21 protein-coding genes, 1 pseudogene and 1 riboswitch are annotated in these 21,670 nt (G+C 37.5%); of the genes and pseudogenes, 12 read left to right on the top strand and 10 right to left on the bottom strand.

What is annotated here, in order from left to right:
* Nucleotides 1-13: 13 nt before the first annotated feature.
* A complete protein-coding gene (locus DET63_RS04225; RefSeq protein ID WP_113935955.1) occupies nucleotides 14-901 on the bottom strand; it encodes a DMT family transporter in 888 nt (295 codons plus the stop codon).
* 344 nt (nucleotides 902-1,245) lie between these two features.
* On the opposite strand from DET63_RS04225, the gene DET63_RS04220 reads away from it, so the two are divergent.
* A complete protein-coding gene (locus tag DET63_RS04220) occupies nucleotides 1,246-2,031 on the top strand; it encodes a glycosyltransferase family 2 protein (RefSeq protein ID WP_113935954.1) in 786 nt (261 codons plus the stop codon).
* Here DET63_RS04220 and DET63_RS04215 read toward each other — a convergent pair.
* From DET63_RS04215 to rfbF, 4 genes are read right to left on the bottom strand one after another with little or no spacing between them, the layout of a single operon-like run.
* Nucleotides 2,000-2,923 carry an NAD-dependent epimerase/dehydratase family protein gene (locus tag DET63_RS04215; protein ID WP_113935953.1) on the bottom strand — a complete coding sequence of 308 codons (924 nt, stop codon included), beginning with the start codon at nucleotides 2,921-2,923 and terminating at the stop codon, nucleotides 2,000-2,002. The two genes, DET63_RS04220 and DET63_RS04215, sit on opposite strands and share 32 nt — an antisense overlap.
* Nucleotides 2,920-4,143 carry a class I SAM-dependent methyltransferase gene (locus DET63_RS04210; RefSeq protein ID WP_113935952.1) on the bottom strand — a complete coding sequence of 408 codons (1,224 nt, stop codon included), beginning with the start codon at nucleotides 4,141-4,143 and terminating at the stop codon, nucleotides 2,920-2,922. Before DET63_RS04210 ends, DET63_RS04215 begins: the two co-directional genes overlap by 4 nt.
* 12 nt (nucleotides 4,144-4,155) lie before the next feature.
* On the bottom strand, nucleotides 4,156-5,211 hold the full coding sequence (gene rfbG, locus DET63_RS04205) for a CDP-glucose 4,6-dehydratase (RefSeq protein ID WP_113935951.1): 1,056 nt from the start codon (nucleotides 5,209-5,211) through the stop codon (nucleotides 4,156-4,158).
* Nucleotide 5,212: 1 nt separating this feature from the next.
* Entirely contained in the window at nucleotides 5,213-5,980 is a 768-nt protein-coding gene (gene rfbF, locus DET63_RS04200; RefSeq protein WP_113935950.1) for a glucose-1-phosphate cytidylyltransferase, read from the bottom strand.
* A 277-nt stretch (nucleotides 5,981-6,257) separates the two neighbouring features.
* Here rfbF and DET63_RS04195 point away from each other — a divergent pair, with 277 nt between their 5' ends.
* From DET63_RS04195 to DET63_RS04180, 4 genes are all read left to right on the top strand, one after another.
* Nucleotides 6,258-6,665: a MerR family transcriptional regulator gene (locus DET63_RS04195; protein WP_081338161.1), complete on the top strand. Its 408-nt coding sequence runs from the start codon at nucleotides 6,258-6,260 to the stop codon at nucleotides 6,663-6,665.
* Nucleotides 6,666-6,784: 119 nt separating this feature from the next.
* The gene (locus DET63_RS04190) at nucleotides 6,785-8,113 is read left to right on the top strand and encodes a hemolysin family protein (protein ID WP_016091821.1); all 1,329 of its coding nucleotides are present in this window, start codon (nucleotides 6,785-6,787) and stop codon (nucleotides 8,111-8,113) included.
* A 53-nt stretch (nucleotides 8,114-8,166) separates the two neighbouring features.
* Nucleotides 8,167-8,580 carry an ATP synthase subunit I gene (locus tag DET63_RS04185; RefSeq protein WP_002084378.1) on the top strand — a complete coding sequence of 138 codons (414 nt, stop codon included), beginning with the start codon at nucleotides 8,167-8,169 and terminating at the stop codon, nucleotides 8,578-8,580.
* A 220-nt stretch (nucleotides 8,581-8,800) separates the two neighbouring features.
* Nucleotides 8,801-9,352, top strand: a complete 552-nt coding sequence (locus tag DET63_RS04180) for a DUF2179 domain-containing protein (RefSeq protein WP_002014015.1) — start codon at nucleotides 8,801-8,803, stop codon at nucleotides 9,350-9,352.
* A 145-nt stretch (nucleotides 9,353-9,497) separates the two neighbouring features.
* On the opposite strand, the gene DET63_RS04175 is transcribed toward DET63_RS04180, so the two are convergent.
* Entirely contained in the window at nucleotides 9,498-9,725 is a 228-nt protein-coding gene (locus tag DET63_RS04175) for a DUF3923 family protein (protein WP_016091820.1), read from the bottom strand.
* Between the two features lie 75 nt (nucleotides 9,726-9,800).
* The gene (locus tag DET63_RS04170; RefSeq protein WP_113935949.1) at nucleotides 9,801-10,181 is read right to left on the bottom strand and encodes a hypothetical protein; all 381 of its coding nucleotides are present in this window, start codon (nucleotides 10,179-10,181) and stop codon (nucleotides 9,801-9,803) included.
* A gap of 369 nt (nucleotides 10,182-10,550) precedes the next feature.
* On the opposite strand from DET63_RS04170, the gene DET63_RS04165 reads away from it, so the two are divergent.
* Nucleotides 10,551-11,465, top strand: a complete 915-nt coding sequence (locus DET63_RS04165) for a tetratricopeptide repeat protein (RefSeq protein WP_113935948.1) — start codon at nucleotides 10,551-10,553, stop codon at nucleotides 11,463-11,465.
* An 82-nt stretch (nucleotides 11,466-11,547) separates the two neighbouring features.
* Here the strand turns inward: DET63_RS04165 and DET63_RS04160 are convergent, their stop codons facing one another.
* Nucleotides 11,548-12,744 (bottom strand): MDR family MFS transporter, encoded by a 1,197-nt coding sequence (locus DET63_RS04160; protein WP_113935947.1) that lies wholly within the window; start codon nucleotides 12,742-12,744, stop codon nucleotides 11,548-11,550.
* Nucleotides 12,745-12,856: 112 nt separating this feature from the next.
* Here DET63_RS04160 and DET63_RS04155 point away from each other — a divergent pair, with 112 nt between their 5' ends.
* The 4 genes and pseudogenes from DET63_RS04155 to DET63_RS04140 all read left to right on the top strand — a co-directional run bounded on the left by DET63_RS04155 (nucleotide 12,857) and on the right by DET63_RS04140 (nucleotide 19,026).
* Entirely contained in the window at nucleotides 12,857-13,399 is a 543-nt protein-coding gene (locus DET63_RS04155; RefSeq protein ID WP_113935946.1) for a CGNR zinc finger domain-containing protein, read from the top strand.
* 73 nt (nucleotides 13,400-13,472) lie between these two features.
* A pseudogene (locus DET63_RS04150) lies at nucleotides 13,473-13,841 on the top strand (SAM-dependent methyltransferase); the annotation flags it as partial.
* A 147-nt stretch (nucleotides 13,842-13,988) separates the two neighbouring features.
* Nucleotides 13,989-16,493 carry a collagen-like protein gene (locus DET63_RS04145; protein ID WP_113935945.1) on the top strand — a complete coding sequence of 835 codons (2,505 nt, stop codon included), beginning with the start codon at nucleotides 13,989-13,991 and terminating at the stop codon, nucleotides 16,491-16,493.
* Between the two features lie 19 nt (nucleotides 16,494-16,512).
* The gene (locus tag DET63_RS04140) at nucleotides 16,513-19,026 is read left to right on the top strand and encodes a BC_3345 family exosporium-associated protein (RefSeq protein ID WP_113935944.1); all 2,514 of its coding nucleotides are present in this window, start codon (nucleotides 16,513-16,515) and stop codon (nucleotides 19,024-19,026) included.
* A gap of 82 nt (nucleotides 19,027-19,108) precedes the next feature.
* On the opposite strand, the gene DET63_RS30125 is transcribed toward DET63_RS04140, so the two are convergent.
* Both DET63_RS30125 and DET63_RS04135 read right to left on the bottom strand, forming a co-directional pair.
* The gene (locus DET63_RS30125; RefSeq protein WP_000945246.1) at nucleotides 19,109-19,252 is read right to left on the bottom strand and encodes a hypothetical protein; all 144 of its coding nucleotides are present in this window, start codon (nucleotides 19,250-19,252) and stop codon (nucleotides 19,109-19,111) included.
* Between the two features lie 97 nt (nucleotides 19,253-19,349).
* Nucleotides 19,350-19,492, bottom strand: a riboswitch (cyclic di-AMP (ydaO/yuaA leader).
* Between the two features lie 28 nt (nucleotides 19,493-19,520).
* The gene (locus tag DET63_RS04135; protein WP_113935943.1) at nucleotides 19,521-19,991 is read right to left on the bottom strand and encodes a GNAT family N-acetyltransferase; all 471 of its coding nucleotides are present in this window, start codon (nucleotides 19,989-19,991) and stop codon (nucleotides 19,521-19,523) included.
* Between the two features lie 231 nt (nucleotides 19,992-20,222).
* Here DET63_RS04135 and DET63_RS04130 point away from each other — a divergent pair, with 231 nt between their 5' ends.
* Together DET63_RS04130 and DET63_RS04125 are read left to right on the top strand one after the other, a co-directional pair.
* On the top strand, nucleotides 20,223-20,471 hold the full coding sequence (locus tag DET63_RS04130; RefSeq protein ID WP_113935942.1) for a GlsB/YeaQ/YmgE family stress response membrane protein: 249 nt from the start codon (nucleotides 20,223-20,225) through the stop codon (nucleotides 20,469-20,471).
* A 65-nt stretch (nucleotides 20,472-20,536) separates the two neighbouring features.
* On the top strand, nucleotides 20,537-21,658 hold the full coding sequence (locus DET63_RS04125) for an AI-2E family transporter (protein ID WP_113935941.1): 1,122 nt from the start codon (nucleotides 20,537-20,539) through the stop codon (nucleotides 21,656-21,658).
* Nucleotides 21,659-21,670 lie beyond the last annotated feature (12 nt).

Raw genomic sequence — 21,670 nt, 5'->3', positions numbered from 1 at the left:
CCTGTTTTTTATACTACGTTCTCTTTTCAAAAGTAGTAATTATAACGCTACATATAATAAGGATACCACCAATGAAAAAGTTACTACTTAACGTCTCATTTAATAGGAGCCAGCCAAGTATTGAACCGACGATAGGTTGAAAGAAGAAAAATAATGAGCCAATGCTAGCATCCATTAATTCTAACCCTTTATTCCAAAGAAAAAATGCACCTGCGGTTGAGACAATTCCTAAATAGAGTACGCCTAATAATACGTACATGTTTATATGTTCAATAGGACTTGATTGGAGTTCCCATACCATAAAAGGTGTAATGAAAAAGAGTGAAAAGAATATTGCGTACGTTGTAATAATTAAAGATGAAAATCGAGCGGAAGCGATTTTTACATAAATGGATAGTAAAGCCCACGTAATAGCAGCTCCAACTAAAATGATTGTACCGATAAAATAGGAGCCGATTTCAATATCCCATCCGATAACGATAATGACACCGATTGTCGCTATTATAGTTGATAAAAGTCTACGAGTAGTTAGTTTCTCTTTTAAAATGAACGCTGCAAATATAACCATAAATGCAGGTGTAGCTGATGTCACTAAGGAGCCTGTATGAGCATCGGATAATTTCGTTCCGATAAATTGACATGTGATTGAAATGAAATACCCGATGAATCCAATCCAAGTAAATAATAGCCAATCTTTTTTGTGGATGGGTACTTTTTTCTTTTGCTTTTTTTCAGTTATTTTCAAAATCACATATAAAACAACAAAAGCGATAATAAAACGTAGCCAAACGAGTGTAAGTGGCGGGATAAAGTCGAGTACGTATTTACTAACGACGTACATACCGCCCCAAATACTTGCTGCTAGAGATAAACATATAGCTCCTAAAATTGTTTGTTTCATTTGAATTACCTCCGTCTATTTTTAGGGTTATGATTTATTCCCTAAGACGAGGCATAGTGCACTTGTTATATGAATGCCCGTCTTAGATTATAGACGGACTACAGGTTGATCGTTTTCGAATGAAGTGTTGTAGTACATGAGCGCATTCCTCCTCCATAATTTTATAATGATATTATAACTTAATTTTCAGTTTATTGGGATGTTAATTGTACGGAGTTGATTCTTTAGAAAATGGTGGTTGTCGAAGAAAGCATAGTATATGGTAGAAAAACATATTTTAAAAATAAAAGAAACCAATTACATAACTGATAAGTATATTAAGAGTAGGATGAAAAAGTAGATTAATAGAGAAAGAGGAGGAGATTATTATAACTACAACCGTTATTTCTCATTTTTACAATGAAGAGTATTTATTACCGTGGTGGCTTATGCATCATACGAAACTGTTTGATCATGGTATTTTAATTAATAAAGGTTCTACAGATCGTTCAGTCGAAATTTGCAAAAAATTCGCACCGCATTGGGAAGTGCGAGATTCTACAAATCCAGAGTTTGATGCATTAGCGACAGACCATGAAGTGATGAGGGTGGAACAAGAAGTAGAAGGTTGGAAAATGATTTTAAATACGACTGAGTTTCTTTGTGTGCAAGATAAAAATCAGTTTTGGAAATCACTAAATGAATTGGGAGAGAGGATGTATTGGCTGGAAGGGCTTATTATGGTCGATGATCTTAACTATAATTATCCGGAACTTAACTTTGGAATACCTTTAATGAAACAACGATTTCACGGTTACTTACCGGAAGATTGGAGATTATGGAGAAGAGGTAGATTCATTCATAATAATGAACATGGAAGCTACACTGTTGGAAGGCATTTAACTGCACATGAATTTATGAATTACCCACCTCTTGCTTGTATTGCATGGTTTGGATTTAGTCCGTGGAACGATGCGATGAGGAAGAGGAAATTACAAATTGGTCCGACTCTTTCTGAAGGTAGTAAGCATGCAGGAATGGGGACACATCACATTATTACACCTGAAAGATTAGAAGAATGGTATAAGGAATTAGCGAGAGGGACGAAGGATTTACGTTTTAGTACTGCGTATCGTTATGCTTTTTTATAAATGATTCCCACCATAAAATTGTTTCTTCGATTCCAGTATTTAGATTGTACGTCGGTTTCCAGTTTACTTCAGTTTTTAAACGTTCTACATTAACACCGACGAATAAAGGTTCATCTTTAGAGAAAGGAATCGCACCTAGTTTAATTAAATTTTCTTTTCCTATCTTTTTAGCAATGATAGAAGCTAATTCTTTAATTTGTACAGATTGACCAGAAGCGATATTGATTGTGCCTGTAACATTGCGTTCTAATACTGTTACGAGAGCATCAGCGACGTCACTCACATGGAGGAAATCTCTTAATTGTTTTCCATGTGTACATAGTGCTTCCTCATTTTTTAATAAGGACGTGATAATGTTAGAAACGAGTCGATTCCCTTGTTCGTGAGGGCCATACATATGAAAAATGCGGCTCCAACACATGCTGAGGCCGGTTTGCCCAGCGTATGATTGTAGCCAGTAATGTAGTGCGTTTTTACATAATGAATACGGGGTTTTATAGGAAATAAGCGGTGAATCTTCAAATAATACGCCGTTAAACCATTCATATTCTGCGCCAGTACCGGCAACGATGACTCGCTTTCCGCCGCATGTTGTGAAGTGTTGAATTAATGAGATACTGGATGTAAGCCAATAGTAATTATTAATAGATACATAACACGCTGGTGGCACTGCTTCCCAAGCTAAATGAATGAGATGACTAGGCTTCATGTCGTAAATGAGTTTTTTTACTTCTTCATCGCAAAGTAAGTTTACTTTATGCCAATGGCAAGAAAGGTGAGAAGGCTTATTTGTATTGTAGGTGGCGTGCACTTCATAGCCCTTTTGTATAAGAGAATTTACAACATATTTACCAATCCATCCACTACCGCCTGTTACAAGGATTTTTTTCATGGCTCAATCACCTCAACTTCTGGAATCGTTACTAAAAATTTGCCGCCCCATTCACGAATGAAAGAGCATTCTTTCATAATTTCGTCTTTCAAATTCCAAGGAAGTATGAGAATATAATCAGGTTTTGTACGTTTTATTTCTTCAGGAGATTGTATTGGGATGCGGGTTCCTGGTAGAAGGAGATTTTGTTTGTGAGGGTTTTTATCTACTGTATAATTTAGAAACTCTTTTCCTATCCCGCAATAATTTAAAAGGGTGTTTCCTTTAGCAGGAGCGCCGTAACCGATAATTTGTTTGTTTAAAGCTTTTGCTTCGATAAAAAACTTTAAAATACTTATTTTCAATTGTTCTATGCGTTCAGAAAAAAGGAGATAGCAATCTAATGTATCTAGCCCATGATCTACTTCTTTTTGGATTATATTTGTAACACTGGAATGGATAGTGGATGAGTCACTGTGATGGTTTACAAAAATACGCAATGAACCACCGTGCGTTGCAAGTTCTTCTACATCGACAATTTGTAAATGATGATGAGCTAAAACTTTTTGAAGACTTATAAGTGAGAAGTAGGAGAAATGCTCATGATAGATCGTGTCAAACTGTTTAAAGGATATGAGGTTTAATAAGTGCGGGAATTCAATTGTTATCGTGCCATCGTGTTTTAATAATGTTTTTAAACCGGCAACAAAATCATGCAAGTTTGGAACATGTGCTAATACGTTATTTGCGACGATTAAATCAGCTTGTGGTAACTTTTTTGCTAAGTTATTGCTGAAAAAATCCACTTCAGTAGGAATTCCTTTTTGGATAGCGATTTCTGCTACATTTTTTGCTGGTTCAATTCCTAACGTTTTGATATTTTCTTTTTGAAAGTATTGTAATAAGTACCCGTCGTTACTTGCGATTTCAATCACTTTCGAATGGTTTGTTAAGTTGAAACGCTTAATCGCCATTTCTACATATTGCTTAGCGTGTAGTAGCCAACTGGAGGAATAAGAGCTAAAGTATAAATAGTCATGAAAAATATTGTACGGAGATTCAAATTCATCTAATTGTACAAGTAAACAAGAGTTACAAACAAACGTGTGCAGCGGATAAAATGGCTCCATTTTATATGAGTGTTCTGGAGCTACAAATGAGTTAGCGAGAGGAGAAACGCCTAAATCTAAAAAAGTATTTGTGAGTAATGAATGGCAAAAACGGCATTTTTTCTGTTCCATTTTATAGCCCCCTTATAAATTTTTGAATGCATCGATTTGTTGTCGCGTGAAAGATTCCATATTTTCACCAGATGCATATTTTTTGTACCAATCAACAGTCCAAGCGATAGAATGATCTGTTGATAATTTAGGAGTCCAACCGAGTTTATTTATTGCTTTTGTACTATCAAGTGTTAAAATAGGTGATTCATAAAGAGTATTTGTATGAGGGAAAAGTATTGTTAGTGGTTGATTCCATAATTTTATTATAGATTGAATGACATCATGAACTGTTCTGTTAAGTTCATTCATCGGACCGAAATTCCACGCTGCTGCATATTCGGGGTTTTTCCAAAGCTTCTCAGCTAAAAGAATATAGCCATGTAAAGGATCTAATACGTGTTGCCATGGGCGAATAGCGTTTTTGTTTCTAATATTTAATGTATTATCTTGTAAATATGCACGGATTATATCCGGGAATAATCGGTCTTCTGCCCAATCACCACCGCCGATGACGTTACCTGCTCTTACTGAGGCAAGTTTCAGAGTGTTAGTGTGGAAGAATGATTTTTGATATGATGTTGCAACTAGTTCAGCGCAAGCTTTACTAGCACTATAAGGGTCAAAACCTCCTAGTCGGTCAGTTTCCACGAATGCCCGGTTACCGCTCCCATCATTTTCATAGCATTTATCACTTGTAACATTAATAATGCCACGTATACTTTCTATATGTTTTGCCGCTTCTAATACGTGAACAGTACCTAAAACATTCGTTTTAAATGTTTCGATAGGATTTTTGTATGAAGCGGTGACGATTGGCTGAGCTGCTAAATGAAATAGTATGTCAGGGTTATGTTGTTTCAGGGCATGGAATAAAGAATCGTAATCTGTAATATCGCCTTTAATTGTTATGCACTCTTTTGATACGTTACATTGTTCAAAAAGGTTAGGGGTGGATGGGGGGTGAGAAGAATAGCCAACTACTTCTGCACCTAATGAAGTTAAAAAAAGGGTAAGCCATGAGCCTTTAAAGCCAGTATGTCCTGTAATAAATACTTTTTTCTTATTCCAAAAAGATGATGAAGCCATATTACCAAACCTTCCACGGAGCGTTATTACTTTCCCATAGCTCGACTAATTTATTTTTATCGCGCAATGTATCCATTGGATGCCAAAAACCAGTATGTTGATATGCGGCCAATTCGTTTTTGTTTACTAACTGAACTAAAGTGTCTGTTTCAAAAACAGACTTATCTCCACTAATGTAATTGAAAATATCAGGATTTAAAACGAAAAATCCACCGTTAACCCATCCGCCATCCCCGAGTGGTTTCTCTTGAAAGGATGTTACAGACTGTTTATCTAATACGAGAGAACCAAATCTGCCTGGAGGTTGTACGGCAGTAACAGTAGCTATTTTGCTGTGTTTTTTATGAAATGCCATGAGTTCTTTTATATTTATATTACTTAATCCATCGCCATAAGTGAGGTAGAAAGGTTCGTCCCCGACGAAATTTTGTATTTTCTTAACTCGTCCACCTGTTTCGGTATTTAGACCGGTATCAATCAGTGTAATTGTCCATGGTTCTATACGATGAGAATGGTTAGTAATTGTATTGTCGCTTAAATGTATCGTGAAATCGGACATGTGTAAGTTGTAATTTAGAAAGAATTCTTTAATTGCATATCCTTTATAGCCTAAGCAAATAATAAACTCAGTAATGCCGTAATGACTATACAAACTCATAATGTGCCATAGAATAGGCTTTGTTCCAATTTCAATCATAGGTTTTGGTTTTAAATGAGTTTCTTCCCCAATCCTTGTTCCGTATCCACCTGCAAGAATAACAGCTTTCATTTTTTCCTCCTAATTATAAAAAGAATTTGATATCGATGTTATTATGATATGTACTTAAATTAGAAAGGAACGGGAAATTTCATAGTTATATTTCGTTCGTTTTGGTTTTTTGAATTTAAGTATTTTATTATACAATTAAATTAATGGATTAGATTGTATAAGATGAGACGATAAATTTTGTATAAATTATGAATGATAAACCGTCACGTTTGACTGTACAGTTTATGTATTGTATGATGGTAGTAATATAAACAAGGGGGGAAAGATCGTTGGGAAGGTGTATCGAATCGGACAGTTGGCTCTCATGGCTCACGTGTCGAAACGAACGATTGATTATTATACGAATCTAGGAATCTTAAAAGCGGAGCGATCTCAATCTAATTATCGCTATTACGACGAAACAGCATTTGAGACATTACAATTTATTGAGAAGTGCAAAGAAATGCATATGCCGCTTTGTGAGATTAAAGAGAGAATCGAGGAGAAGAAAAAGCTGCTCGGTATCAATGAACACGTTTCGAAACAAGTGAATGAAGTGACAGACCATATTCATCGATTAGAAGCAGAGTTAACGGAGTTAAAGCCGCTTTTAGATGAATTGACTGATTCACAACGTGAAAAAATATCGAAATCTTTATCTGGTCAAACGACAGCTTTAATACAAACGCTTGCTCTATTATTATAGGATAAGTGAAATCCGACCTCTTTAATTTTTGTATCGGGCTATGTTTTCTAACGAACAAATAAGAAAACATTATAGTATACAGGAGGTGGACACCTTAGTTTTTTAACTAAGGGGATTCATTGGAAATATTTAATTTAGTCATGGTTGCGATTTTAATCGCATTTACTGGATTTTTCGTAGCAGCAGAGTTTGCGATTGTAAAAGTACGTTCAAGTCGTATTGATCAGCTTGTTGCGGAAGGGAAACGCGGTGCGTTAGCAGCGAAAAAGGTAACAACAAATTTAGATGAATATTTATCTGCTTGTCAATTAGGTATTACAGTTACAGCGATGGGATTAGGTTGGTTAGGTGAACCGACAATCGAAAAGTTATTACACCCGTTATTTGAGAAATGGAACATAAATCCTTCCATCTCATCAGTATTAACTTTTGGTCTTGCTTTTATGCTAATGACATATTTACACGTTGTAGTAGGGGAATTAGCTCCGAAAACGCTGGCAATTCAAAAGGCTGAAAAAGTAACGTTGTTATTGGCAACTCCGTTAATGATGTTCTATAAAATCATGTATCCATTTATTTGGGTATTGAACGGTTCAGCTCGTGTTATAACTGGTTTATTCGGTTTGAAACCAGCTTCTGAACATGAAGTAGCTCATACAGAAGAAGAATTACGTCTTATTCTTTCAGATAGCTATGAAAGTGGCGAAATTAATCAAGCTGAATACAAGTATGTAAATAATATCTTTGAATTTGATAATCGCATCGCGAAAGAGATAATGGTACCTCGTACAGAAATCGTTGGTTTCTATCTTGAAGATTCAGTAGAAGAACACATGAAAGTAATCCAAAATGAACGATACACACGTTATCCGATTTTTGGAGAAGATAAAGATGATATTATCGGTATGGTCAACGTAAAAGATTTCTTTATTCGATATATGAACAACGATCAAGAAGATTTATCATCGATTCGCACGTATATGCGTCCGATTATTGAAGTTATGGAAACGACTCCAATTCATGATTTATTACTGCAAATGCAGAAGAAGCGAATTCCAATGGCTGTTTTATATGATGAGTACGGAGGAACAGCTGGAATTGTAACGCTTGAAGATATATTGGAGGAAATCGTCGGCGAAATTCGTGATGAATATGATGAAGATGAAGCACCACCAATTCAACATGTGAACGAATATCATAAAATTGTTGATGGAAAAGTGCTTATATCAGAAGTAAAAGATTTGTTTGGATTACACATTGAAGAAGACGATGTGGATACAATCGGTGGATGGATTATGATGCAAAATCATGAAATCGAAGAAGGACAATACGTTGAAGCAGAAGGCTATGAATTTAAAGTGTTAGAAAAAGATGCTTATCAAATTAAACGTGTTGAAATTCAAAAAATGGATCATGAACAAGAACAAGAGAAAGCAGCAACTGTGTAAGTTGCTGCTTTTCTTCTGACACATAATAAAATGTGAAATTAGGAGCGGATATTTTGATTCAAGTAGCCTTACGTGTATATCGATTACAATTGTATACGATCTTTAGTGGTTTACTACTAATGTGGGCGGTTACTCCTTTTGGGAAACAAGTGACAGGGTTCGGTATCGGTTTAGCAGTTAGCGCATATTGTCTTTGGCTATTAGCTCGCAGAGTGGAGAAATTAGGAAGAAGTATCGTGATGAAAGAAAAGGCTCCTGGATTAGGAGTTCTAAACCGATTTGCAGCCGCAATATTAGGGGCTATCATTATGTTTGAAATTGAGCATGAAATGGAAATGTGGGCATTTGGTACTGGAATATTGGGTGGCCACTTTTTAATGATTGCGAATTTAGCCTATGCAAATATGCAGCTAGTAAAAGAAGAAGAGAAGCAAAAGGAAAATGCTTCGAAAAACATAGAACTCTGATGAAAGGGACCTAATGGGGTTCCTTTTTTGCGTTTAAAAATAAATGATATAATACGAATGATTTACTGGTACTTATCGAATTTATGCCAAACATAATACGCTTATTTTTGGGGCATTTCAATAGTATGAAAAAAAATTAAAAAAAATTAAAAAACCCATCGATTTCTAAAGCTTATGTATGTTATCATGACAAAAGAATTTGCGAAAGAGGTGGATACCAATGTTACAAGCTTTACTTATTTTTGTGCTTCAAATTATTTACGTTCCAACTTTAACAATCCGTACGATTTTGCTTGTAAAGAATCAAACAAGATCCGCTGCAGGTGTAGGATTGTTAGAAGGAGCAATTTATATTGTCAGTTTAGGTATTGTGTTTCAAGATTTATCAAATTGGATGAACATTGTTGCCTATGTCATCGGCTTTAGTGCGGGACTATTATTAGGCGGTTATATAGAAAATAAATTAGCAATTGGATATATTACGTATCAAGTTAGTTTACTAGACCGTTGTAATGAATTAGTAAATGAATTACGCCATTTTGGATTTGGCGTTACAGTATTTGAAGGTGAAGGAATAAATTCTATACGTTATCGCTTAGATATCGTTGCAAAGCGTTCTAGAGAAAAAGAACTGTTAGAAATTATTAATGAAATTGCACCAAAAGCGTTTATGTCTTCTTATGAAATCCGTTCGTTTAAAGGTGGATACTTAACGAAGGCGATGAAGAAGAGAGCGTTGTTGAAGAAGAAGAAAGATGAACATGCATCGTAAGAAAAAGGAGTAGTATGGCTTAAAAATAAGTTTATAACCATAATCCTATATGAATACGAAAATGTAAAAGAGAGGAATCTATTTTTAAAAAAATTCCTCTCTTTTTTATGGTTTCTCGTATAATTCTAAAAAAAATTATGTATGATTATTTTTTATTGCTCTTTCTCAAATTAACAATTAGCCATATAGATTGAATAATTATCGGTAATATAAAAACAATTAATAAAACGATAAATGCCACTAATTTCAGCTCAGGTGTTTGAGTAACACCAGCACCATCAACCTCTCTTAGCCAAATGATAGCTGCCAATATCCCAAAAATGGTAATCCAAAATATGTTACCAATCCACCAAAAAATCCATCGTCTTTTCATATTAGCACCTCTTATATTTACCCTCTGTTAAAAGTATATTTTCGGTTGTTATATTTAAATGAAATAACTATAAAACTACTTTTTTTCAACTGTATATCTAACTTGTTTAAAGGTTGCCATGTCTCCATCTTCTTTATCATCTTTCGTTTGCAAAAGTTGAACTCTTGGCTTGTAGTCCGTCCTATGAGCGTGTTCGATATCTTTAATGTTAAGTTTGTAGGATTCACCATTATTTATTTTTTGTTCCAATACTTTTTTATTGGCAACATAAATAAAAGTCACTTTATTTTCATCAATGCCCTCGGTCTTAATTTCTAATTCATTATCTTTTGTTGTAATCGTTGGTGTTAATAATTCAATACTGCCGTTTCCAGTTTCTAAATAATTTTCTGCTATAGTGGAACATCCAGATAATATGATTCCAATGAATAGAAGAACACTTAATTTCTTTTTCATAAGCTCCCCCGATTTCAAGTGATTTTTGATTTTGGTATTGCTAGACTGCTAGTGTGGAACGTAAATGTTTAGCTAGCACTCTTTTATTGTACCATAATATGTAAATTAAAATAGGTTATATATCCAATTTAAGGGAGATTGAAAAGTTTACTTATTGTGGTGAATCAGTATTTTTACAGTAGGTATTTATTTTCTTTAGAAAGCGGTGTTGATAAAATCATTACGAATTGGATATCCAAATATATGATGAAATGTAGACAGGAGAAAGAGCTTAATACGAAGCAATCTTATTTTTATAGAAATTACAATTTTTACATATTAAAATGATGATAGGGAATAGATGAATCCATTCACTTCGGAGGTAGTTACTTGAACATTAACGAGAAGGCAATTGAAATGTTTGAACAAAATGAATATGAGGAAGCGATGGAACTGTTTCAACAAGCAGTACATGAATCTAGAGGTGTACAATCTCTCAATAATCTTGCTTGGATGTACTTTTATGAGGAAGAGAATGATGGTAAAGCTCTTGAATTAATAAAAGAAGCTGTTAAGTTGAATCCTTCCTCATACTTTCCTTATAACATCTTAGGGGAAATTTACATGAAACAAGAAAAGTGGGAAGAAGCGAAAGATGCATTACAAAAATCTATTTCGATTCAACCATCCGATGAAGCATATCACAATGTAGCTGTAGCTCATTATAATCTTGGAGAGTTGGAAAAAGCTTCGGAATTTTTCTTGCGAGTTGCAGGGGATTCAGACATTATAATGTATAACTATGTAAAATGTTTAATTGATTTAGGGCGAAAAACAGAAGCGAAAGAGAAGTTGGATGCTTTTAACAGGAAATCTGATGATTTTGTAGGAGAAATTAATGTAGCAGATTTATATGTTGAGTTGAATTGCTATAAAGAAGCAATTGAATGGTTCGAAAAGGGATACAAAGAATACTGGAAAAGTCCCAATTGGATTGGTAGATTTGTTTATGCTCTATATAAAGCTAATAATTTCTCCTGTATAAATGAAGTTATACGGGAATCTATCGAAGCGAAGACAGTAGAAATAGAAGATGTTCAGAATGAAGAAGTAGAAGAAAATTGGACAGAAAACGATAAGAAAGAGTTAATTGAGGAATATATAGAAGAGAATAATTGTTATAAAAAAATGATAGAACATATCAAATCTGGATATGTTCCAGGGTTAGAATTTGAAACGGACTATATAGGGGCTTGCTATTTATTTGGTTGTAAAAGACATAATCATTTTGAATATGAAAAATAAAAAGATTCGACTGTCAAACATGATGGTCGAATTTTTTTATTATAGGCTGCTTGTCTAAAGGTACCATCACAATTGTAATGTGTTAAAGATGTTTCGTCTGATTACATAGGTATATATCCTCTTTAGAGATCCCTTTTTTAATATTTAAAATATGTAGTGAAATAAAACCAATAAGTCCTATTCCGCCGAAAATAAGCCATGGTGTATACATGCCGTTTAAGTTGGATGTAAAAGATGTACCGGTATAATTACCGATGATAAAACCAAATGCGAGTGATAGTTGATAGAATCCGAAGTAAGTAGCTGTATATGATTCGTTACTGTAATTTGCAATAGCGATATCAGCGTTAGGTAATACGAGTGTTTCACCGATTGTAAATAAAATTACACAAATGAATAGCCAATATGGGTGTTGAAATAAAGGAATGAGTAAAAAGGAAATACTCATTAATAAAACACCGTATTTAATAATTGAAAGTGTGTTGTATTTGTGAAATAGTTTTCGGAATAACACCATAAATATGACGCCTGTTATTGCATTCATCGTAATAACTAGTGTAGCAAGCTGGTTGCTATTACTAATGTTTTTCATATGAAGTGGAAGTGCGACGGTAAGCTGAGTAAACATAATATAGAAGAAAATCATAATAAATGAAAACAAAAGGAAAGATTTGTTTTGTAAGATAGCCTGTAGCCCTAATGTAATAGACGTGTTTTCAGTAGTGACTTGGAAGTGATTTTTAAGTAAGTAAAAGATAAAAGCGAATAACAGCATAAGAGATCCTGTTAGAAAAAAAGCATAGATTGGATCGAGTAAGAGTAAGAACCCTCCTGCAATTGGTCCGATTATTGCACCGCAATTAAAACTAAGGTTTAAATATGTAAATAAATTTTTTCTCATATGAGCTGGTTGTGAGCCGAATATGGCGCGCGCAGCAGGTTCGTAAAATGCAGTTCCGAAGCCAATAAGTGCAGAAGAAATAGAAATTGTATAGAAATCAGAGCATATTCCTAAAGCGATAAATCCGATTCCTCTTAAAAATAATCCGGCTATCATCATAATGATATAGCCTATTTTGTCAGCAATTAATCCTGAGAATAATGGGATAACTCGTGATGTGATTATCATAATCGTCAACACTGTTCCTACTTGAACAGCAGAAAAATGAAGAAAGCTTAATAGATAAATAGCTAAAAATGCGTATACTGCAAAGTACCCAAAAGACATAAAAAATGAAGAAATAAGCATGAAACGTATCGGTATTGAGAAACTTTTCATAGAACTCCTCCTAATATTGTAACCAGTAAAATTATTTAATGGTTAACTATTTTATATTATAATTATACATAAAGTCAGAAAAAAGTAAATTTTAAGAAGAAGGTGGATGGAATTGAATCAAAATGCACCAAATGAATTAGAATATATTCGGGAATTTTTAAATACATGGAAAATACCAAACGATACGAGAGAGCCAATTGATATGCTGCAAACAGAAGAGGATATCATGCTCTTTATGAAAGAATATTTTCATGAAGAGGTTCCATTTCATACGATAGAGGAATTAAAAAGTTTTCGAGAAGATATTCGGGTGACAATTGAAGGTGGAGAATCATTGCAAAAGTGGTTAGAGAAATACCCATTTCATGTACATGTAAAGGCAGATATGAAAGGTATTACATATGAGCCTGTGTACGAAGAGAATGTATATACAAAAGTATTAAGCATTGTTTTAATGACGATTCAAGAAAATTTGTGGGGAAGGTTAAAAGCATGCCCAGATTGTCGCTGGGTATTTTATGATCATTCGCGAAATGGAAGTAAAAGATGGTGCGGTATGTATGCTGGAGAAGAAGGAGGAAGAGCGTGCGGAACGATCGCGAAAGTGAAAAATTACCGGGCGAAGAGAAAAGGGAGATCGGGTTATAATGTGTAATTTATAGTAGGGGAAGAAAATTGGATGGGGGAATGTAGGATATGAAAGGTACACAAATGTTAGCTTTAAATAAAAAGTGTTGGAACTGATTCATTCATATGTAAAGCCAGGAGGAAGCTTTGTTTTTAGTTGGGAGCATCCGGTATATTCAAATTTACAGTATGGTACAGAAGAAATTGCTTTAAAGTCTTCTTATCATGAGGAAACTCCTATTACGTTTGAAACATTTAAAGGAGAAAATGTACAAGCGACATTATATAAGAGAAAAACAAGTACATACATAAATGAGTTAAATAGTGTGGGATTTACAATTGAGAGAATAGAAGAGCCTGAACCATCTATCTCATTTGATGAAGAACTAGCTGAGCCGTCTACGAAATATTATTCTTTATATAAAGCTAGAATGGTGCCAACGACTTTTATTATTAAGGTGAGAAAGTAAAGTGCTTTATAAAAAGAAGCCTATCATTTCAAATAAATGAAATGATAGGCTTTTTTATTTTTTAAAAAATGAGGTCAAAGATGTACTTTTCATATAAAAATGCATTTCATATAAAAAGTGTAATTATTTTGGGGAAGGGGGATTGTTGTGCGTCATCATAGAAAGTGCAAAAAATTTGGAGTGGCACTGCCTCTTCCGCTTGAAGGAGCAACTGGCCCTACTGGTAACAGTGGTCCAACAGGTCCAACTGGAGGGCATGAAGGTCCGGTCGGGCCTCCGGGAATCACTGGACCTAGAGGCGCAACTGGTCCACAAGGTCCTCAAGGTATTCAAGGAATCCAAGGTCCGCGAGGGACAACAGGAGCTCAAGGAATACAAGGTGCCGTTGGTGATACTGGAGAGCAAGGTGTAACAGGTCCAGTTGGTTTGCAAGGTCCTCAAGGATTAATTGGAGAGCAAGGTCCAGTTGGTGATATTGGATTACAAGGACTAGAAGGTATACAAGGGATTACAGGACCTACTGGTAGTCAAGGGCTACAAGGTCCCCAAGGAATACAAGGAGAGACAGGAGAGCAAGGACAAACTGGCGCACAAGGAATACAAGGAGAAATGGGGGGGACTGGGATATCAGGTGTAACAGGTCCTCAAGGTCCCCAAGGAGCGCAAGGAATACAAGGAGAGGATGGAACTACAGGCATACAAGGAGAAGAAGGCCCGCAAGGAATACAAGGAATTACTGGAGGGCAAGGACCACAAGGTGATCAAGGGCTACAAGGTGTAACTGGCCCAACTGGTTCTACTGGAATACAAGGACCTCAAGGTATAAGTGGAATAAGGGGGCTAACAGGTGTAATAGGTCCTCAAGGTCCACAAGGTGTTCAAGGAATACAAGGAATAAATGGATCCACAGGTTTTCAAGGAGCAAAAGGAGTACGAGGGATAACAGGAGCAACAGGGAGTATTGGTACGCAAGGCCTAGAAGGACCACCGGGTGGTCCGATGGGCACTACTGGTCCAATTGGTCCATCTAGTGGAGTGACTGGTCCATCTGGCCCACCCGGTCCACCTGGTGGACCAACAGGTCCAGCGGGGGAAACTGGTGCACAAGGTGTAACAGGTGTGACTGGTGCAATAGGTATACAAGGAATACAAGGGATAACTGGTCCGAGTGGTCCTCAAGGTGTAATAGGTCCTCGAGGTTCCCAAGGTGTAGTTGGAGCAGTTGGAGTACAAGGTGCACAAGGTTCACAAGGTAACCAAGGAATAACAGGAGCAACCGGTGTAGAAGGTCCAATAGGAATACAAGGTCCGCAGGGAGAAATTGGTCCAACTGGTGCAGAAGGTCCTAAAGGTATGCAAGGAATACAAGGGGGAACTGGTCCTACAGGAGCACAAGGAATACAAGGGTTACAAGGAATAATAGGTCCCACAGGCACAACAGGAGCGGCAGGAGTCCAAGGTCCCCAAGGAATACGAGGGGAAACAGGAGCAGCTGGAGCACAAGGAATACAAGGACCTCAAGGAATACGAGGAGAAACAGGAGCAGCTGGCGTTCAAGGGATACAAGGACCTCAAGGAATACAAGGGGAAAATGGATTGACTGGTCCACAAGGTTCTCAAGGAATGCAAGGAGTTCAAGGAATAACAGGTCAGGCAGGAGCAATTGGTTTGCAAGGGTCTCAAGGAATACAAGGTATAGTAGGTCCAACAGGAGCGCAAGGCTCTCAAGGAGTTCAAGGAATACAAGGAGTAACAGGTCCAACAGGTGCACAAGGAATTAGAGGTCCCCAAGGGAATTTAGGAGAAAACGGGATAACAGGTCCACAAGGAGTGCAAGGTGCGCAAGGTAGTCAAGGAGCTGAGGGACCACAAGGAAATGTTGGAATAACAGGTGTAACTGGAGAAACAGGAGCGACAGGAGAAACAGGGGCGACCGGGGCACAAGGTATACAAGGCGTTCAAGGGATTATAGGTATACAAGGAAGTACAGGAATGACAGGACCTATCGGTGCAACTGGAGTAACCGGAATCCAAGGTGTGCAAGGTATTCAAGGAATACAAGGCCCAACTGGAGCAAGTGGAATAACAGGGGGAAGCGGTAGTCAAGGGCCAGCTGGAGCGCAAGGTAGTCAAGGGCCGATTGGAGCTGTGGGACCTACTGGAGCCATTGGTAGTCAAGGGCCTATAGGTTTTTTAGGAATTGTAGGTGCAACAGGAGCGACTGGTTTACCTAGTGGTGGCGGTTATTTCTTTTCTACTTCAACGAGTGCAATTGCAGCGAATGCGTTAATACCAATTAATTCCGGATCTACAGTTTTTGGTTCTGAGGTCAGTTTAACAAATGCAACAACTGTAACGTTAAGTACGCCGGGAATATATTTAGTCAGCTATTATTTTCAAGGTGATCCAACTGCTGGAAATGAAACGATTTCCGTGAGGCTTACGTTAAATGGTACGCAAGTCGCAGGGAGTTTTATTTTTTACGTCACGGCAGGTTTTGTATTAGAACCAGCGATTTCTAATACGATGGTCATTAATGTTGCTTCTTCAAATGCTACTTTATCTTTGCAAAATGGTCCATTAGCTATTGGTCATGTAACAACATTATCTGGTGTGATAACAGCTAGTTTAAATGTATTAAAAATAGTTTGATATGTTATAACGGGGGGAGATGCTTGTGAAGGAGCAAGATAAGTGTAGTAAGTTTCAAGCACCTATTCCTTTTCTGCCTTCAGGTATTACGGGACCAACTGGTCCAACCGGTCCGACAGGTTCTTTAGGTGGACCGACTGGACCGCAAGGAATACAAGGCGTTCAAGGGCCAATTGGTCCAACTGGTCCGGCCGGAATTCAAGGAGTGCAAGGGGTGCAGGGAGAAATCGGTCCAATAGGCCCAACAGGTTTAACTGGGCCACGAGGTTCTCAAGGGAGCCAAGGACTGATGGGGGAACAAGGTCCACAGGGAATTCAAGGTGTTCAAGGTATACAAGGAGAAAGGGGGCCAGCCGGTCCAACCGGAATTCAAGGAATCCAAGGAATACCTGGTCCAATGGGAGAAACAGGTCTAACAGGAATACAAGGCATTCAAGGTATGCAAGGTGAAATCGGGCAGGCGGGTCCAACAGGAATACAAGGTATACAAGGAGTGCAAGGCGAATTAGGTCCGACTGGTCCAACAGGAAATACTGGTATACAAGGTATGCAAGGGGATTTAGGGAGTAGTGGTTTACAAGGTGTAACAGGTATACAAGGCATTCAGGGTCCGATTGGTCCAACGGGTCCAACAGGCTCTCAAGGAATTCAAGGGGAACAAGGGCCAATGGGATCAACAGGAGCAACTGGCGTTCAAGGTTTACAAGGGCCACAAGGTGAGATGGGTCTAACTGGTCCAACAGGTTCTCAGGGGATACAAGGAGTGCAAGGTGTAATAGGACCAACAGGAGTAACGGGCTTGCAAGGGGATCCAGGTCCAACAGGCTCAACAGGCTCAACTGGGGGAATCGGCCCAACTGGATCTGCAACTGGTCCAACAGGAGCAACCGGTCCAACCGGTCCGCCAGGAGGCCCAACCGGCCCAACTGGTCCAGCAGGATCTCCAGGAGGTCCAACTGGTCCGACGGGAGCAACTGGGGCAACCGGAGTGACAGGAGCAACTGGGACGACTGGAATCCAAGGCGTACAAGGAGTGATTGGCCCAACCGGAGTAACTGGTTTAACAGGTTTGCAAGGAGTACAGGGACCGATGGGGGCAACTGGTCCAACGGGTGACCAAGGCATTCAAGGTCCGCAAGGAGTAATGGGAGTAACCGGTCCAACTGGATTACAGGGTTTACAAGGAGTACAAGGACCGATAGGAGCAACAGGCCAGGCTGGTCCACAAGGAGTGCAAGGGGCACAAGGTCCAATTGGTCCAACAGGCCCGCAAGGAATACAAGGAATACAAGGTGAGCAAGGAGTAATGGGAGCAACCGGTCCAACAGGTTTACAGGGTCTACAAGGAATGCAAGGTCAGATTGGTCCAACTGGTCCTCAAGGAGTGCAAGGAGTGCAAGGGCCAAGTGGTATAACAGGTCCAACTGGTCCTCAAGGAATTCAAGGAATACAAGGTCCACAAGGAGATATAGGTCCAACCGGTGCGACTGGAATACAAGGAGTGCAAGGTCCAGAGGGTCCAACTGGTCCAACGGGTGCAACAGGCCCGCAAGGAATTCAGGGAATACAAGGAATTCAGGGGCCAACCGGTCCACAGGGCATTCAAGGTCTTCAAGGAATTCAAGGTCCGATTGGTCCAACAGGCCCAACTGGACCTCAAGGAATACAAGGAATAACCGGATCAACAGGTCCAACTGGTCTAACCGGGGTAACAGGAGCTACGGGAGCAACGGGTCCACAAGGGGTGCAAGGAATACAAGGTCCACAAGGGGTAACGGGGCAGGCGGGAGCAACAGGAGCTACGGGAGCAACGGGTCCACAAGGGGTGCAAGGAATACAAGGTCCACAAGGGATAACGGGACCAACGGGAGCGACCGGAGCTACGGGAGTAACGGGTCCACAAGGAATACAAGGAATCCAAGGTCCACAAGGTGTGACGGGTCAGGCGGGAGCAACTGGATCGACTGGCTCAACAGGTGCGACTGGACCGACAGGGATACAAGGAATAAGAGGAGTAACCGGTGCAACCGGTTCAACCGGAGTAACGGGTCCAACTGGTGCTACAGGTTCAACTGGATCAACCGGTCCAACTGGATCGTCTGCAATATCAACAGGTGGCGGCTATTTCTTTTCTACATCAACAAGTACAATTGCAGCAAATGCCAACATTCCAATTAATTCAGGATCTACTGTATATGGAACTGGTGTATCTTTAACTAGTGCTACAAATGTCACGGTATCCACACCAGGAATATATTTAGTAAGCTACTATTTCCAAGGGGACGCGAATGGTGGGAATGAGACTGTATCTGTTAGGTTACTATTAAATGGAACACAACTAACAGGGAGTTTTATACAAAACGTAACGACATCAACTGTAGTAATCGAACCAGCTATTTCAAATACACTTCTTGTGAATGTAGCGAGTGCAAATTCAACGTTAATATTACAAAATGGTCCATTAGGTGTTGGGCATGTGACCACTATTGCAGGAACAATTACGGCAAGTTTAAATGTGGTGAGGATATTATAAAGGTAGCATAGGAAATAAAAAAAACACAAGGTGTGTCAATGAAGACATTCCTTGTGTTTTTTTATTTTAAATGAACATTTTTTTATCTTTTCGGCTGAAAAATATGCTGAAAGAAGTATTTGTGATGTAAGTTATCTACAACTTTATTTGCTTGATATGTGCGGTGTTGTTCGAGTCGAAGTCTTTGCTCCATCATTTTTATTGCGTGATCTGATAAACGTAACATTGTACCAGTCTCCTTTTCTATAAATATAGTTTTCTGATTGATATCGATTCCATATTTATAACTAAGGAGGCAAAGTGTGTAACATAGGCAAAAAGCACCTTCCTCTCCCATTACGCTTACGAGGTTAGCTGTCGGACTCGGGAAGTGAGAGTTTCCCTACTTAAAAAAGATTCGCCCCAAGTAGCATAGCTACAAAAATGGTTCCCCCGCTCCAAAAAATGGACTCAGCAAAAGGTTGTATAAAGTAAAAAATAACATAAATAAATAATTAAGTCAAACTATTTTGTGTTTTCTGTCTTTTAAGTTGCGTAAGAATCATGCCATCAGGTAGTGTTGTATCTGTTACTTCAATGAAGCTGTGTTTTTTATATAATGTGAGAGCTGGAGTATTGGCTTTACCTGTTTGTACAATGTATGTCATTGAAGACGAGAACATGTTAAATATATAAAGTAGCAGTTTCGTTGCGATTCCTTTTTGAAAAAAATCGGGCGATACAACTAATCTGTGGATATCGATTAGTTCTTCTTCTTGTATAAAAGAAATAAAGCCGACGAGTTTATTTTCAGAGAAATATCCATAGAATGTTTCATCACAATTTTGAATATCGTTTACAGTATCATATAAACGAGGTATTGCAGTACTGTTTAAAAAGTCTGCTTCAATTTTATAAGCTGGAATTTGAACATTTAAAATGGATGTTGCTACTTCATAAGAAGTGGGAAGTAATTTATGAATCATAGATAATAACGCCTCCTTTAAATATGATATATTAATATAATTGATTTGTGGGTAAGTTTGACAATTTTTTTCTTTTTTGCATATAATATATGTATCTCCATACATAAAATGTTCGTAGGTATATTTCTATAGTAGGATATGGTTAGCGTAGATAAATACGTAATCTTATATAAGAGTTTAGCTACTCTTGTATTTGATAATACAAACTATAATAGAAATGAGGGACTAAAAATGGGATGGATTATTACATTAATAGTTGGTGCTATTATAGGTATAATTGCTAGTTCTATAACCGGCAAAAATTTTCCAGCTGGTATGTTTGGAAATATAATTTCTGGTTTACTAGGAGCTTGGTTAGGTAGTAGATTATTTGGATCTTTTGGGCCATCGTTTGGTGGGATTCATGTCGTACCAGCATTATTAGGTGCAATTGTGTTAATTCTTATTGTATCATTTGTAGTAAAAGCTGCAAGGAAATAAAGGCTATTATTAATTATTTCATAAAGCCCTTTTTAGGGCTTTTCCTAATTAGAGAGGTGGTACACTTGGAGAAAGTAAATATAAGAAAAAGAGATAAGTTGAAAAAGTTTTTTAAAGAACAAAATTATTTAGCTGTACTACTGGGATTCGCGTTGCTGTTTGTAAATATATTATTACTTACAAAAATATCATTCGTTTTTACACCGTTCGTCGTATTTTTAAAAACAATCTTTTTCCCAGTATTATTAGCGGGAGTACTATTCTATATAGTGCATCCATTCGTTTCTCTTTTAGAGAGAAAAGGTGTGTCGAGAATTGTGTCAATTGCCTCGATATATATAATTGTTCTTGGATTATTTGTTTTTCTTGCGGTCACGGTTATTCCAATTATTAAAGATCAAGTAAATGCTTTAATAGATAACTTGCCATATTTCGGGCATGAAATTGAAAGGGCAGCACGTAAATTTGGAGAAAGTAATGTAATTGGTAGAATGCAGGAAAGTTTAAATATTGATGTTGCTAATATCGTAAAAGATTCTACAATGAACTTTACAAAATCATTATCATCAGTAACAGGAAATGTAACTGGATTTTTAAGTACAATTACTGAAGTTGTTTTAACATTTGTAATGGTTCCATTTATTTTGTTCTATCTTTTAAAAGATGGTGAGCAATTACCGAATCATTTTTTAAAGTTTATATCTGAGCAAAGACAACCAGCTGCGAAGAGAATACTAGATGATATGCATTATGCGATTAGTTCGTATATTAGAGGACAAATTATTGTTAGTTTATTTATCGGTATTATGCTATTCATTGGTTATCTAATAATCGGCATTAAATACGCTGTATTACTTGCTATTTTGGCGATGATTGTAAACATTGTTCCGTATGTAGGGCCAATTATCGCTATAACGCCAGCGTTAATTATTGCTTTTATTGACTCGCCAGCAATGATTTTAAAAGTAATTATTGTCATGATGGTTGTACAATTAGCAGAGGGGAAATTTATTTCACCACAAGTAATGGGCAAAAAGTTAGACATTCATCCAATTACTATCATTTTTATTATTTTAACGGCCGGAAATTTATTTGGAATTATGGGGATTATTTTAGCAATTCCAGGATATGCGATATTAAAAGTGTTAGTAACGCATGGGTATAGATTTGTTAAGTTGAATACGTGAAAAAAGAGCTAA

This window comes from Bacillus sp. DB-2 (genome assembly GCF_003315125.1).
Lineage (GTDB): Bacteria > Bacillota > Bacilli > Bacillales > Bacillaceae_G > Bacillus_A > Bacillus_A mycoides.
Note: the sequence above shows the minus strand (reverse complement) of the source record. Positions and strands in the feature narration are given on the sequence as shown.

What these genes read in the sequence shown, in the direction of transcription:
- DET63_RS30125 (WP_000945246.1), bottom strand. Translation starts at nt 19,252, where the DNA reads ATGTTACGTTTATCAGATCACGCAATAAAAATGATGGAGCAAAGACTT.
- DET63_RS04130 (WP_113935942.1), top strand. Translation starts at nt 20,223, where the DNA reads ATGGGATGGATTATTACATTAATAGTTGGTGCTATTATAGGTATAATT.
- DET63_RS04135 (WP_113935943.1), bottom strand. Translation starts at nt 19,991, where the DNA reads ATGATTCATAAATTACTTCCCACTTCTTATGAAGTAGCAACATCCATT.
- DET63_RS04215 (WP_113935953.1), bottom strand. Translation starts at nt 2,923, where the DNA reads ATGAAAAAAATCCTTGTAACAGGCGGTAGTGGATGGATTGGTAAATAT.
- DET63_RS04210 (WP_113935952.1), bottom strand. Translation starts at nt 4,143, where the DNA reads ATGGAACAGAAAAAATGCCGTTTTTGCCATTCATTACTCACAAATACT.
- rfbF (WP_113935950.1), bottom strand. Translation starts at nt 5,980, where the DNA reads ATGAAAGCTGTTATTCTTGCAGGTGGATACGGAACAAGGATTGGGGAA.
- rfbG (WP_113935951.1), bottom strand. Translation starts at nt 5,211, where the DNA reads ATGGCTTCATCATCTTTTTGGAATAAGAAAAAAGTATTTATTACAGGA.
- DET63_RS04160 (WP_113935947.1), bottom strand. Translation starts at nt 12,744, where the DNA reads ATGAAAAGTTTCTCAATACCGATACGTTTCATGCTTATTTCTTCATTT.
- DET63_RS04180 (WP_002014015.1), top strand. Translation starts at nt 8,801, where the DNA reads ATGTTACAAGCTTTACTTATTTTTGTGCTTCAAATTATTTACGTTCCA.
- DET63_RS04170 (WP_113935949.1), bottom strand. Translation starts at nt 10,181, where the DNA reads ATGAAAAAGAAATTAAGTGTTCTTCTATTCATTGGAATCATATTATCT.
- DET63_RS04140 (WP_113935944.1), top strand. Translation starts at nt 16,513, where the DNA reads ATGCTTGTGAAGGAGCAAGATAAGTGTAGTAAGTTTCAAGCACCTATT.
- DET63_RS04175 (WP_016091820.1), bottom strand. Translation starts at nt 9,725, where the DNA reads ATGAAAAGACGATGGATTTTTTGGTGGATTGGTAACATATTTTGGATT.
- DET63_RS04225 (WP_113935955.1), bottom strand. Translation starts at nt 901, where the DNA reads ATGAAACAAACAATTTTAGGAGCTATATGTTTATCTCTAGCAGCAAGT.